Origin of the sequence: Novosphingobium sp. (genome assembly GCF_032093395.1) — a bacterium.
In the GTDB taxonomy this organism is placed as follows: domain Bacteria; phylum Pseudomonadota; class Alphaproteobacteria; order Sphingomonadales; family Sphingomonadaceae; genus Novosphingobium.
This window is the reverse complement of record NZ_DAMDBA010000008.1, coordinates 32,193-45,986: the sequence shown is the minus strand read 5'-3', so window position 1 is coordinate 45,986 and position 13,794 is coordinate 32,193. Positions and strand designations below refer to the sequence as shown.

Genomic DNA, 13,794 nt, shown 5'->3' with positions numbered 1-13,794 from the left:
GCCGACGGAGTCCGGCAAGACCGACTACGACGCACAAGTGGTCGGCACGCGGTTCGAACTGGATTTCTGAGAGGTCTGGGCGCGCGCGAAGTCGCGGCCCTTTGTACCTCCGTGGCCATCACCCGGCCGCCACGTCATCCTGAACTCGTTTCAGGATCCATTCCGCCTCGTCGCACCGTCCGGGCGTGCTGGGCGATGGATCCTGAAACAAGTTCAGGATGACGGAGCGGGTTACGCGACGGAAAACCGCTCAACGGACCTAGCGGCTTTCTCTACGCGCGTAACGACACTGCCCCGCACCCCTACCCCGCCGCCTCTTCCTTACGCAACGGCAGCATCAGCGAGGCGGTGGTGCCCTGCCCTGGACGGCTGTCTATGTCGAAACGGCCGCGATGGCGTTCGACGATGTGCTTGACGATCGAAAGCCCCAGTCCGGTGCCGCCCACCATGCGGCTGCGACTGGTGTCGGCGCGATAGAAGCGCTCGGTCACGCGGGGGAGATGTTCGGGGGAAATGCCGTCGCCGTGATCCCGCACCGTCACCAGCACCCAGCCGGTCGGCGTCGATTCGAGGCTGACGTCCACCGGACCGCCCTGCTTGCCGTACTTCAGCGAGTTGTCGATGAGGTTGCGCAACACTTGCGCCAGCTGGCCGCGATCGCCGGTCACCACGGCCTGCTCGCAGTTGGACAGCACCTCGATCTGCGCATCGCCGCGTGCCTCGCCCGCAATTTCCCGCGCCAGCGCGACCATCTCTACCCGTTCGGAGGGGACTTCGTGCTTCACCGCCTCGATGCGCGAAAGCGACATGAGGTCGGAGATCAGCGCCTGCATCCGCTGCGCCTCGTGGCGGATGGTGTCGAGGAAGCGCGTGCGCACGCTCTCGTCGCCGCCGGCCTTGGGGTTGTGCAGCGTCTCGACATAGCCGAGCACGTTGGCGAGCGGCGTGCGCAGTTCGTGGCTGGCATTGGCGACGAAATCGGCGTGAGACTTGGCGACGCTGACCCGTTCCGACAGATCGTAAAGGCTGACCAGCCGGTCCGTCGGCGAAACCACGCGGCAATCCACTTCCCAGACGCTGCCGCCGGTGGAGAGCCCCGTCACGCGGGCGATCCCGCCCTCGTCGCTGAGAATGGCGGCAACGGCGCGCGGCTCGCGAATGGCGATGCGCACGTCCTGGCCGACGATATGCGCGCCCAGCAGCGCCCGCGCCGCGCCGTTGGCGTAGCGCACTTGTCCGCGCGATACCATCATCGCGGGGGTCTGGAGGTGTTCCAGGAGGTGGACGCCGTCACCGGCCATGCTGTTCGCCTTTATCCTTCGCCGCATCGTCATATCCGGATGCCGATCCTTTCCCATGCCTGCACCTGACGACAAGACAAAGACGCAAAGGCAACGAACTTGCGGAAAATATCACGTTTGCCCGCTGCTAAATACGTATGCACCGGCAGGTTCTGTTCAATCCATGCAAACGAGGTTGAGGTTTGACGCACTCTCGCCTAGCACGTCGCACGCAGTCCGTGCCATGCTGCAACCGCGAAGAAGGACGTCGTTCCCGCTCTGCCGCATGGCCTGGAATGCAAGGAGGAGGAGGACCCCGTCGATCGCGGCGGGAATTGAAGCAATAGGGGATCACCCCCAGAAGGTGGACTGCGCCCAGTGACCAATTCGATTTCGGCTCCATTCACGTCCGACCGCCTGCTCCTGTTCGGCGCCACCGGCGACCTTTCGCGCCGCATGCTCCTCCCATCGCTCTGCGCGCTCGATGCCGAAGGCCTGCTCGATCCCAAGATCGAGATCATCGGCACGGCCCGTTCCGAGCATGACGATGCGGAATTCCGCAACTTCGCGCGCGAGTCGCTCGAACAGTTCCTGCCCGCCGAACGGCGCGGCGGCATGGCGCGGTTTCTCAATCGCCTGTCCTACCAAACGCTCGACGCCAACCAGATGGAAGGCTTCAACGCGCTGGCCGCCAAAGTGGGCGAGCCGAAGGACGGGCTTTCGATCTTCCTCTCCACCGCGCCCAGCCTGTTCGAACCAACCATCCGCGGCCTCCAGGCCAGCGGCCTGGCGGGGGACAATGTGCGCATCGGCCTGGAAAAGCCGCTCGGCGTCGATCTTGCGTCGAGCAAGGTGATCAACGACGCCGTCGCCCGCGCTTTCCCCGAAGACCGCATCTTCCGCATCGACCACTACCTGGGCAAGGAAACCGTCCAGAACCTGCTGGCGCTGCGTTTCGCCAACCTGATGTTCGAGCCGCTGTGGAACGCCGCGCATATCGACCATGTGCAGATCACCGTGGCCGAAACGGTCGGTCTTGAATCGCGCGTCGCCTATTACGACGATTCCGGCGCGCTGCGTGACATGGTGCAGAACCACATGCTCCAGCTGCTCGCGCTCGTCGCGATGGAGCCGCCGGTCAGCTACGATGCCACCAGCGTGCGCGACGAGAAGGTGAAGATCCTGCGCAGCTTGCGCAAGGTTTCCGCCAACGAGACGGTCACCGGCCAGTACCGCGCCGGCGCCATCGGCGGCCAGGCCGTGCCGGGCTACGACGACGAACTCGGCAAGGATTCGAACACCGAGACTTTCGTCGCCATCAAGGCCCATATCGACAACTGGCGCTGGCAGGGCGTGCCCTTCTACTTGCGCACCGGCAAGCGCCTGCCCAAGCGCACGACCGAGATCATCGTGCAGTTCCGCGACGTGCCGCACTCGATCTTCCACGGCCGCGGCGCGAAAACGGTGCCCAACCGCCTGGTCATCGGCATCCAGCCGAGCGAGAACATCACGCTCTCGCTCATGGCCAAGGTGCCGGGGCTGGATCGCGAGGGCTTCGGCTTGCGCTCGATCCCGCTCGACATCGCCATGCCCGACGCTTTCGCCGGGCCGCAGCGCCGCATCGCCTACGAACGCCTGCTGCTGGACCTGATCGAGGGCGAGCAGACGCTGTTCGTCCGCCGCGACGAGGTGGAAGCGCAGTGGGAATGGATCGACGCCATCCGGGCCGGATGGGAGGAACAGGACCAGGAGCCCAAGACCTACACCGCCGGAAGCTGGGGCCCCTCCGCCGCCATCGCCCTCGCCGAGCGCGACGGCGTGACGTGGCACGAGTAGATCGGCCGCTGAAGGGCATGAAGCTGTGACGCACCCTATATATCCGGGGTGCGTGCTTCCCGCCGTGCCCAATCCCCCGCAAACCGGTGGAACATAGATATTGACACCGGTTACCTGAACGCCTTCAAGCCCCGTATGGGATATTCCGTCGCGGCGGCTTCGGGAGGCGGAGACAAAAAAGACAGACGGAAAGTGCAGGAGTAACCCCATGAGCAATCTCAGCCCGGTGGTCGCCCGCGTCACCGATCGCATCATCGAACGGTCGAAGCCCAGCCGCCAGCGTTACCTCGCCATGGTCGAGCGCGAGGCCGACCGTCATTCGGACCGCTCGTTCCTGTCGTGCTCCAACCTTGCGCACGGCTTTGCCGCCAGCGGCGAGGACAAGCCGGCGATCTCGGCGGGCAAGGCGATCAACATCGGCATCGTCACCGCCTACAACGACATGCTCTCGGCCCATCAGCCCTATGGCCGCTATCCCGAGCAGATGAAGCTGTTCGCCCGCGAAGTGGGCGCGACGGCGCAAGTCGCGGGCGGCGTGCCGGCCATGTGCGACGGCGTGACCCAGGGCTTCGACGGCATGGAACTCTCGCTGTTCAGCCGCGACACCATCGCTCTTTCCACCGCCGTCTCGCTCAGCCACGCGATGTACGATGGCGTGACCCTGCTGGGCATCTGCGACAAGATCGTGCCGGGCCTGGTCATGGGCGCGCTGCGCTTCGGCCACCTTCCAGCCGTGTTCGTTCCGGCCGGCCCGATGCCCAGCGGCATCTCCAACAAGGAAAAGCAGAAGGTTCGCCAGCTCTACGCCGAAGGCAAGGTCGGCCGCGAGGAACTGCTCGCCAGCGAGAGCGCCAGCTATCACGCGCCGGGCACCTGCACCTTTTACGGCACCGCCAACTCCAACCAGATGATGATGGAGATGATGGGCCTGCACATCCCGGCCGCCGCCTTCGTGCCGCCGAACACTCCGCTGCGCCAGGCGCTGACCCGCGCCGCCGTGCACCGCGCCACCGAACTGACGCGCAAGGGCGACGACTATCGCCCGATGGCCCGCGTGGTGGACGAGAAGGCGATCGTCAACGCCATCGTCGGCCTGCTCGCCACCGGCGGCTCCACCAACCATGCCATCCACCTGCCCGCCATGGCCCGCTGCGCCGGTATCCAGATCGACTGGCAGGACTTCGACGAGCTTTCCGGCGCCGTGCCGCTGATCACGCGCGTCTATCCCAACGGCTCGGGTGACGTGAACCACTTCCATGCTGCCGGCGGCATGGGCTGGATCGTGCGCGAACTGCTCGACGCGGGGCTGGCGCACGAGGACATCCTCACCATCTCCAAGGGCGGCATGCGCAGCTATGCCAGCGAGCCCACGCTGGATGGCACCGAACTTGCGTGGAAGCCCGCGCCCACGGTCAGCGGCGACGAGGCCATGCTGAGCACGGTGGAAAAGCCCTTCCTGCCCGACGGCGGCATGCGCCTCGTCTCCGGCAATGTCGGCCGCGCCACGTTCAAGACCAGCGCCGTCGATCAGGAACGCTGGACCATCGAGGCACCCTGCCGCGTGTTCGAGACGCAGGAAGGCGTCATCAACGCCTTCAAGGCGGGCGAACTGGACCGTGACGTCGTGGTGGTCGTGCGCCATCAGGGCCCGCGCGCCAACGGCATGCCCGAACTCCACAAGCTGACCCCGCCGCTGGGCGTGCTTCAGGACCGGGGCTTCAAGGTCGCGCTCGTCACCGACGGCCGCATGTCGGGCGCTTCGGGCAAGGTTCCCGCCGCGATTCACGTCACTCCGGAAGCGCTGGCCGACGGCCCGATCGCCTATCTTCAGGACGGTGACATCGTGCGCCTCTCGGCCGAGGACGGCACCCTTTCCACCACCGCCGACCTCTCGGGCCGCACGCCCGCCCCGCTGCCGGCTCCGGCCGAAGGCATGGGCCGCGAGCTCTTCGCGATGTTCCGCGCCAATGCAGGCGGCGCCGAACAGGGCGGTTCCTCGATGCTGGAGGTGGCCGGCCTGTGAGTGTTTCCGCGACAACCGATCTCGTTGCAGTAGATATCGGCGGCACCCACGCTCGCTTCGCCATCGCCTCGGTCGATGACCGGAGGCAGATCACTCTCGGCGAACCCGTCACGCTCCACACCAGCGAGCACGGCAGCTTCCAGCTGGCCTGGCAGGCCTTTCGAGAGCGCAATGGCGGCACCCTGCCCAATGCCATCTCGATCGCGATAGCGGGGCCGGTCGGCGGTGACGTGATCCGCTTCACCAACAACCCGTGGATCATTCGACCCGCGATGATTCCCGAGAAGATGGGCGTCGAGCACTATACCGTCGTCAATGACTTCGCGGCGGTCGCCTATGCCGTGGCGCTGGCGTCGGAAGACCAGTTCCTGCACCTGGCCGGCCCGGAAGGTCCGCTTCCCGCCTCGGGCACGCTCAGCGTGCTCGGGCCGGGCACCGGGCTTGGCGTCGCCCACTTGTGGCGCAACGGCCTGCCGCACGGCCAGGGCGGGTTCTACCATGTGCAGGCCACCGAGGGCGGCCATGTCGACTATGCCCCGCTCGACCTGATCGAGGATGCCGTGCTCGCCCGCCTGCGCAAGCGCCACAACCGCGTATCGGTGGAGCGCGTCGTCTCCGGTCCGGCCATCGTCGATATCTACCAGACCCTCGCCGCCATGGAGAACCGCGCGGTGCACGAGCTTTCCGACGTGGAGATCTGGACGGCGGGCACCAACCAGTCCGACCCGCTGGCCGCCGCCGCCGTGGACCGTTTCTGCCTCTCGCTGGGCAGCGCCGCGGGCGACTACGCGCTGGCGCACGGCGCGGGCGGCGTCGTCATTGCCGGCGGCCTTGGCTACCGCATCCGCGAAACCATTCTCGCCTCGGGCTTTTCCGAGCGTTTCCGCGCCAAGGGACGGTTCGCCTCGCTGATGGCGCAGATCCCCGTCAAGCTTATCACTCATCCGCAGCCCGGCCTGTTCGGCGCGGCTGCCGCCTATGTCAGGGAGCACGTCCAATGAGCAGCCCGTCCGAAGCCGTCGAAAAGGTCATGCGTCTTGCCCCGGTGATCCCGGTGCTGGTGATCGAGGATATCGAGCATGCCCTGCCGATCGCCGAGGCGCTCGTGGCAGGCGGCCTGCCCGCGCTCGAAGTCACGCTGCGCACCGAATGCGCGATCGAAGCGATCAAGGTGATGAAGCAGGTTCCCGGCGCCGTCGTCGGCGCGGGCACGGTGCTTTCGCCCGACGATCTCAAGCGCTCGATCGACGCGGGCGCGGAGTTCATCGTCTCGCCCGGCCTCACCCCGATGCTGGCCGAAGCCGCCTACAAGTCGCAGATCCCGTTCCTGCCCGGCACCGCCAACGCCAGCGACGTGATGTTCGCGCTGGAATGCGGGTTCGACCGCCTGAAGTTCTTCCCTGCCATGGCAGCGGGCGGACCTCCGGCGCTGAAGGCGATCTCGGCCCCGCTCTACAAGGCGAAGTTCTGCCCCACCGGCGGCGTTACCCCTCAGAACGCCCCGGAATGGCTGGCGCTTGACGCGGTGCTCTGCGTCGGCGGAAGCTGGATGGTCCCCAAGGGCAAGCCCGATGTCGCCGTCATCGAGGCGGCCGCCCGCGAAGCAGCAGGACTCCCGCGGTGAGCGCCGGCGCGGAGCACCAGGGAGCGGGGCCGCTCACCACGGTCGACGATCTCGACCGCCGGCTCAAGGATCTCCACGTCCTGACCACGCAAACGCCGACCTACAACCCGGTGTTCCAGCTCGGCCTCGAACTGTCGCGCAAGCTGGAAACCGGCGAAATGAGCCTCGATCACATCGAGGCTCTCGTCGCCGAGATGGAGTGCGAGGGCCTGCGCGCCCGCGCCGCCCGGCTCGACCGCCTGCTCGCGCCGGTGGGCCTGTCCGACAACGACGCCCGGATCGATGCCATTGCGGCGGAAGGAAGGGAGGAAGGCGACGACTTCTCGGCCTTCGCCGTCCGCTGGCAGCGCCCCGCCGCGCATGTGGTGTTCACCGCGCACCCGACCTTCCTGCTCTCCTCGGCCCAGACCGAAGCCGTCGCCGCCGCCGCGTCCAGCGGCGACCACAGCGTCGCCTCGGTCTGCGTCGCCTCGCCCGAGCGCGACCACATCACGCTCGACTACGAGCACGACAAGGCGATGGAAGCGATCGCGCGCGGCCAGAAGGCTCGCGACCGCATCAACGCCCGCCTCTTCGACATCGCCGCCGCCCGCTGGCCCAAGCGCTGGCGCGGCCTCAACCCGATGCCCGTGCGCTTCGCCTCCTGGGTGGGCTACGACATGGACGGCCGCACCGACATCGGCTGGTCCACCTCGATCCGCTATCGCCTCCAGGAAAAGGCGATCCGTCTCGCCAGCTATGCCGACAGCCTCGCCCATGCCGCGCCGGAGATCGCCCGCAGGCTGGAACGCGCGGGCAAGCTGACCGAGGACATGGTGGCCCGCTTCGCCGCCGACCTCACCGCGCCCGAGGCGCTGTCCGACGCCGCCAACGCCCTCACCGCCGACCATCCCGATCGAATCGTCAGCCTGGAAGGCGTGATCGCCGAGCTGGAGAACGAAGCCCGCCACGCCGATCAGGAGATCGCCCGCACCCTGCTGGTCACCGCCGCCGCCATGCGCGCGGACGGCCTCGGCATGGGCTGGATCCACTTCCGGGTAAACGCTTCGCAGCTCCAGAACGCGATCCGCCTGCGCATCGACCCGGAAGGCAAGCTCAGCCTCGCCAGCCAGGCCGCGCTCATGCGCATGCGCGAACTGCTGGCCGAAGTCGTTCCGCTCAAGTCGAACTTCGCCGCGCTGGCCATCGAGAATTCCACCGCCGTGCGCCAGTTCCTGGCGATGGCGCAGATCCTGGCCCATATCGACGCCGACGCCCCGATCCGCATGCTCGTAGCCGAGTGCGAGGAACCGGCGACGATCCTGGCCGCGCTCTACTTCGCGCGGATGTTCGGCATCGACGACAAGGTGGACGTCTCCCCCTTGTTCGAGACGGAAAGCGCGCTGGAACACGGCGGCCGCTTCGTCGACGCCGTGCTGGCAGAGCCCGCCTACCGCGACTACGCACGCAAGCGCGGCCGCGTCTCGATCCAGACCGGCTTTTCGGACGCTGGCCGCTTCGTCGGCCAGGTGCCCGCCGCGCTCGCCATCGAGCGCCTTCAGGGCCGTCTGTCCGAAGCGATGGTCGCCAACGGCCTCACCGACGTCTCCGCGCTGATCTTCAACACCCACGGCGAATCGATGGGTCGCGGCGCGCATCCCTCCAGCATAGAGGACCGCTTCCAGTGGCCGATGTCGCCTTGGGCCCGCCGCCGCTTCCTGCGCGCTGGCATCCGGCTGGAGCCCGAAGTCTCGTTCCAGGGCGGTGACGGCTACCTCTGGTTCGGATCGGACGAACTGGCGCTGGCCACGCTCACCCGCATGGCCGAAATGCCGCTCTGGGGTGCCGACGCCGATGCGCCGACCGACCTGTTCTATCGCCGCACCGACCTCAGCCTCGATTTCTACCGGGCGATCCGGGGCGTGCAGCACGAGCATCTGGAATCGGCGACCTACAGCCGCGCGATCACCGCCTTCGGCCTCGGCCTGCTCAACGACACCGGCAGCCGCAAGGCGCGCCGCCAGTCCGACCTTGCCGCCGACCGCTCGATGAGCCTGCGCCAGATCCGCGCGATCCCGCACAATGCCATTCTCCAGCAGCTGGGCTACCCGGTGAACGTGATCGCCGGAATCGGCACCGCGTCCGACGGCAACCGCGAAGAGATCGCGCTGCTCCTGCGCGAAAGCGAACGCGGCCAGCAGCTGCTGCGCCTGGCCCGCGCCGCCAATGCCCTGGCCTCGATCAAGACGGTGGCGGCCTATGGCGAGCTGTTCAACTCGGCCTATTGGGCCAGCCGCCCCTATCGCGGCGACGAGCAATATATCGCCGAGGCCTGCCTGAAGCTGGCGGAATACCTCACCAAGGACGACCGCACCGGCGTGTTCCGCCGCCTTGCCTCCCGCCTGCGGGTTGATGCGATGAAGCTGCACTTCCTGCTCGACCTTCTCCCCGACGAAGCCCCGCTGCCCGATCGCGAGCACACCCGCCGCAGCCTCGGCGTGCTCCAGTCGCTGCGGATCGCGCTGTTCAAGCACATGTTCCTGCGCGCCGTCATGGTCCCGCAGTTCAGCCGCGCCAACGACATCAGCCGCGACGACGTGCTGGAGATGTTCTTCACCTTGCGCGTCGAAGACGGCCTGGCCCAGCTTCGCCGCGCCTTCCCGACGAGCTTCCCCTCGATCGACGACTTCAAGGTGGATTGCCCGAGCGACTATCCGGATTCGAGCGCGACCGGCTACACCCGCATTCACCGGGAATATATCGACCCGATCGCTCGTTCCTACGGCTTGTCGCTGCGCATCACTACCGCGCTGGCGAACGAGTTCGGCGCGCATGGGTAGCGGCGGGAGCTCCGCTTGAGAGGGAGGCGGTCAGCGACCTTGCATCCCCGAGGCCCGTCATCCTGAACTTGTTTCAGGATGACGGCTGGAAATCCAGGGTCGGGATAAAGGCGGAAATATTACGTCGTCCCGGACTTGATCCGGGACCGGTGTCTGTCTTTAGGCGCGACCACGCATTGAGCCACGAAACGCCCGTCGTCGCCCAGCCGAAATTTGGGCGAGGCGCGGCCAGCGGTCCCGGATCAAGTCCGGGACGACGGGGCTTTTCCGGTCGGCATTGGCGCGACCGACCGGCGCGCTACGCCATCAACTTGAGCAGGTTCTCGATCTCGCAGGTCGCGAAGCCCACGGTGCTATCGGAAATGCCATAGGGGAGCAGCAGCCGCTCGCCCACTTTCAGCGCGCCGCAGGTGTAGACCACATTGGGCACATAGCCCGAGCGGTCGGCGTTTTCGGCGGTGAGCACCGGCTCGACCGTGCGGGCCAGCACCTTGGACGGATCCTTCAGGTCCAGCAAGGCGCAGCCCAGCGCATACTTGCGCATCGCACCGACACCGTGGGTGAACAGCAGCCAGCCATGCTCGGTGGGGATCGGACTGCCGCAATTGCCGATCTGGATGAATTCCCAAGGGTACTTGGGCTCCATCAGCAGCACGCCGTCGTCGTCCCAGGTGTCGAGCGTGTCCGAGTGCAGCAGGAACAGGTTCTTGCCGTCCTGGCGCCCGACCATCGTGAAGCGGCCGTCGATCTTCTCGGGAAACAGGGCCATGCCCTTGTTGCGCCCGGCGCGGCCCCGGATCGGCTCCAACTCGAAGGCGCGGAAATCGCGCGTGCGCAGGAGTTCGGAACGGATCGAACTGCCGGAATAGGCAGTGTAGGTGCCCACCCATTCGTAGTCGCCGCCGCCATGGTCGAAGCGTACCAGGCGCAAGTCTTCCAGCCCGCCACGCTGCTGCTCGGTGATGGGGAAGATCACCGTGTTCGACAGGTTCGACTCGGTATGGCGATGCACCGAAACGCCGTCGTCGGCATCGGTCTGGCTCTCTTCGTCCAGTTCCACCGACGTCGCGAAGGACGCCTGCGGCCAGAGGCAGAACGTACCGTCCACTTCCGCAATACCCTCGCGAAAGGCGATGGAGCTGATATGCCCCTCGCCCACCGCGCGCAGGCTCATGATGAACCGCACGGCCCCGTCCTGCATGCCCGACTGGTCGGGCGCCGGCACGATCGAGGGGTTCATCAGCGCCGCCGCCGCGAAAGTATATTCGTGGCAGAAATAGGCGCCGATCAGCCGCTTGCGAGTTTCGGTAAACTGCGCGGGATCGAGTTCAAGGTTCGCCGCCACTTCCTCGAAGCGATCGGCGAAGATCTTCTCGGTCTGCCAGTGGCGCTCCTTGAAGTCGCGGAGGACGCGCTCGTATTCCGCCGCCGCGCGCTCCTCGGTGAGTGCGGCCACGTCCTCCACCAGGCGATGGGCGCGCCCGCCGGCGTTCTTGCCCTGCCATCCAAGGTGGAACGGACGCAACACGACTCGCGCCGGATCGGCGTAGAGGCGAGTCTCGAAGACGTGAAGCGGTTCAGACCAGACGTTCTCGGGCCGATTCAATCAATCCTCCTCCACGTCCGAGCGGTGCCGAAACGGCAAGCTCGGCCAGAGCATAATGCGAAAGTTGGAAGGCGAGAATGGATTCTGCACCGCAATTGGAATTGGCTCCTCGCGGCGTGACGCCATCCAGGCAGCGACCCGTCGCAATCTCCGCCAGCACGACCCCACGGTCATTGCCGCCGAAGAACCAGCGCCAGGCCGTCAGGGCATGTTCGGTCCAGAACGTGCCGTGACTGGCGGTCCAGGCGCTGCAGGCGGCTTCGATGGCCGCCTGGGCCTCCAGCGGCTGCTGGTCGAACGGCAGGTAGCTGTGCGGCTTGCCGAAGCTTTCTGAACCGATCGGACGGAATTGGCTGCGCGCCGAAACCTGCTGGCGACAGATCCACTCCAACGTTTCCAGTCCCGCCCCGATCCAGGCTTCTTGGCCCAGCGCCAAACCTGCCTCGATCAGCGCCTGCGGAAGGCGCGGGTTATCATAGCCCAGGACGGCCTCGAACCAGGCCCAATCCGGCCGGCGGCCATCTCCGAGCAGGCGCATCAGGAAGTCGCCGCCTTCCGCGACGCAGTCCAGCGCGATCGCATTGCCCGGATCCCGGCGCAGCACGGCGCAGGCGCCGAGCATGGCGAAAGCGCGGGCACGCGGCGCCTCGATCGTCGCCAGCCGGGGCAATACATCCTCGAAGAGCTGGAGCGCCCAATCCGACAGACTCTGGTCCGGCGCCCGCTCGTAGGTCTGGCCAAGCGCCCAGATGGCGCGGCCATTCGAATCTTCCGATCCCTCGTCCTCGCACCAGTCGCGATCGAAGCGCATGAAGTTGCGGAAGCGGCCGAGGTCCGGGTTCCATGCGGACTGCACGAAAGCGGCGTAGACCAGGCTCCATTTCATCCGCTCGGCCACGGGCAGGCCGCGCGCCACGTTCATCAGCATGAGCGCGCGGGCATTGTCGTCGAGGCAGTAGCCATGGCGCCGGTCCGGCACGACGCCGATCGAGTGCTGAAGCATGCCGGTGGCGTCGCTCATGGCCAGCACGGCGGCCAGGCCGGGCGTCGCGGTGATGGGCGGCAGCGACGGCTCGGGCGCGCGGGCGCGGTCCACCAGACGCATGCTGGCATCGGCGAAGCGCGGCCAGATCATCTCGCGCCCGCGCGCCCAGGCGCGGCGCTGCATGGCGGCCAGTTCGGCGGGCTGGTCGAACAGCGCGTTGACGGCTTCGGCGATAGGCTCGCTGGACCCGGGCTCGATCAGTCGACCGATATCCTCGCCCAGTAGCTCTCGTGCATGGACGTAGGGCGTGGAAACCACGGCCTTGCCCAGCGCGACGGCATAGCTGAGCGTGCCTGAAGTGGACTGCTGCATGCCCAGGTAGGGCGTGAGATAGATGTCGCAGGCTTCCAGCTGGTCCAGCAGTTCGCCGGTGTCGAGGAAGCGATTCTCCCAGGCGATGTGCGCCGAAACGCCCAGCTCTTCCGCAAGAGCCTGCAATTCCTCGCGATAGGCCTCACCCTCGTAGGCCACGAGATTGGGGTGGGTGGCGCCGACGATGCGATAGATCACCTCGGGATGACGCACGACGATCCCCGGAAGCGCGCGGATGGCGTTTTCCAAGCCCTTGCCGCGGCTGAGCAGCCCGAAAGTCGTCAGCACCTTGCGGCCTTCCAGGCCGAGCCGTTCCTTGAATTCCTCCTGCCGTCCGAACGGCCGGTCCGGCGCGCCGTGCTCGATCACTTCCAGGACGCGGCCCGGCACGTCGTAATCGCGCTCCAGCAGTTCGCGCGAATATTGCGACATGACCATGATGCGCGAGGCACGCGCGATCAGGTGCTTCAGGATCGCCCGCTGGCGCTCGGAGGGATCGGAAAGCACGGTGTGCAGGGTCAGCACCAGCGGTGCGGCAAGCCGGTCGACGAAGTCGAGCACCATCTCGCCGTCCCGACCGCCAAAAATGCCGTATTCGTGCTGGACCCAAACCGCGTCCACGCCCGCCTCGTTGATCCGGCGCGCGGCGCGGGCATAAGCTTCGGGATCGTCGCATGCGATCCGATGGACCGTCTCGGCATATTCGAGGGGCTGCGTGGGATCGTCGAGCGCATAGACGTCGACGGCCATTTCGGAATGAAATTCCGCCAGCTGTTCGAAGATATCCGTTGTAAAAGTGGCGATGCCGCATTTTCGGGGCGCGAAATTTCCCACCAAGGCAATGTGAAGCGGCCGAACCGGCTCCACATCGATATCGTTGGAAGTCGCATCGAAAATCGAACGGACTTTGTCGGAACCCGATTTCCGGCCGGGTTCGTCATTACGAGGCATCAAGTTCATGCGCACCCCGCAGAAGGTGGAGGAGAATGCTCAATTAAAGCCGAACTGTGCCATGAGTTTCCCGCTGCACTGCAAAAAATTTCACATAACGCGGCAGACTGACCGTGGCGAACGCCGTTCAGAGCGCGGCAATCCGCTGCGTTCACATTTGTGCACTTGCGAATCGGGCCACGGCCTGACCGACTCGAACGCGCGCCGGAGCGCCTCTCCCGCAAGTCGGGTCGAAAAAGTATAGACAAGAAAGCGGTGCCGGCACTTTCGCACCATGGACTTCGTTCCGACGCTTTCC

Annotated in this window: 9 protein-coding genes; 6 read left to right on the top strand and 3 right to left on the bottom strand. The window is 66.4% G+C overall.

The features are described 5' to 3' along the window. Window positions 1-302 precede the first annotated feature (302 nt). Complete coding sequence (locus RT424_RS04705; RefSeq protein ID WP_313434809.1) at window positions 303-1,301, bottom strand: ATP-binding protein; 999 nt, start codon at window positions 1,299-1,301, stop codon at window positions 303-305. 357 nt (window positions 1,302-1,658) lie between these two features. Here RT424_RS04705 and zwf point away from each other — a divergent pair, with 357 nt between their 5' ends. The 5 genes from zwf to RT424_RS04680 all read left to right on the top strand — a co-directional run bounded on the left by zwf (window position 1,659) and on the right by RT424_RS04680 (window position 9,582). Next, the gene (zwf, locus tag RT424_RS04700; RefSeq protein ID WP_313434808.1) at window positions 1,659-3,116 is read left to right on the top strand and encodes a glucose-6-phosphate dehydrogenase; all 1,458 of its coding nucleotides are present in this window, start codon (window positions 1,659-1,661) and stop codon (window positions 3,114-3,116) included. A 208-nt stretch (window positions 3,117-3,324) separates the two neighbouring features. Next, window positions 3,325-5,139, top strand: coding sequence for a phosphogluconate dehydratase (edd, locus tag RT424_RS04695; RefSeq protein ID WP_313434807.1), 1,815 nt, complete (start codon window positions 3,325-3,327; stop codon window positions 5,137-5,139). Continuing rightward, window positions 5,136-6,140, top strand: coding sequence for an ROK family protein (locus RT424_RS04690; RefSeq protein ID WP_313434806.1), 1,005 nt, complete (start codon window positions 5,136-5,138; stop codon window positions 6,138-6,140). The genes edd and RT424_RS04690 overlap by 4 nt, the downstream gene beginning before the upstream one ends. Further along, a complete protein-coding gene (eda, locus tag RT424_RS04685; protein WP_313434805.1) occupies window positions 6,137-6,763 on the top strand; it encodes a bifunctional 4-hydroxy-2-oxoglutarate aldolase/2-dehydro-3-deoxy-phosphogluconate aldolase in 627 nt (208 codons plus the stop codon). Before RT424_RS04690 ends, eda begins: the two co-directional genes overlap by 4 nt. Next, window positions 6,760-9,582 carry a phosphoenolpyruvate carboxylase gene (locus RT424_RS04680; RefSeq protein WP_313434804.1) on the top strand — a complete coding sequence of 941 codons (2,823 nt, stop codon included), beginning with the start codon at window positions 6,760-6,762 and terminating at the stop codon, window positions 9,580-9,582. Before eda ends, RT424_RS04680 begins: the two co-directional genes overlap by 4 nt. A 298-nt stretch (window positions 9,583-9,880) precedes the next feature. Here RT424_RS04680 and RT424_RS04675 read toward each other — a convergent pair whose 3' ends face one another. Further along, window positions 9,881-11,188, bottom strand: a complete 1,308-nt coding sequence (locus RT424_RS04675; protein ID WP_313434803.1) for a glycoside hydrolase family 130 protein — start codon at window positions 11,186-11,188, stop codon at window positions 9,881-9,883. Continuing rightward, on the bottom strand, window positions 11,160-13,295 hold the full coding sequence (locus RT424_RS04670; protein ID WP_313434802.1) for a glycosyltransferase family 4 protein: 2,136 nt from the start codon (window positions 13,293-13,295) through the stop codon (window positions 11,160-11,162). The genes RT424_RS04675 and RT424_RS04670 overlap by 29 nt, the downstream gene beginning before the upstream one ends. Window positions 13,296-13,301: 6 nt before the next feature. On the opposite strand from RT424_RS04670, the gene RT424_RS04665 reads away from it, so the two are divergent. Then, window positions 13,302-13,607, top strand: coding sequence for a hypothetical protein (locus RT424_RS04665; RefSeq protein WP_313434801.1), 306 nt, complete (start codon window positions 13,302-13,304; stop codon window positions 13,605-13,607). Window positions 13,608-13,794 lie beyond the last annotated feature (187 nt).

Coding starts and splice junctions, on each gene's coding strand:
- RT424_RS04705 (WP_313434809.1), bottom strand. CDS start 1,301: ATGGCCGGTGACGGCGTCCACCTCCTGGAACACCTCCAGACCCCCGCG.
- edd (WP_313434807.1), top strand. CDS start 3,325: ATGAGCAATCTCAGCCCGGTGGTCGCCCGCGTCACCGATCGCATCATC.
- eda (WP_313434805.1), top strand. CDS start 6,137: ATGAGCAGCCCGTCCGAAGCCGTCGAAAAGGTCATGCGTCTTGCCCCG.
- RT424_RS04670 (WP_313434802.1), bottom strand. CDS start 13,295: ATGGCCGTCGACGTCTATGCGCTCGACGATCCCACGCAGCCCCTCGAA.
- RT424_RS04665 (WP_313434801.1), top strand. CDS start 13,302: ATGAAATTCCGCCAGCTGTTCGAAGATATCCGTTGTAAAAGTGGCGAT.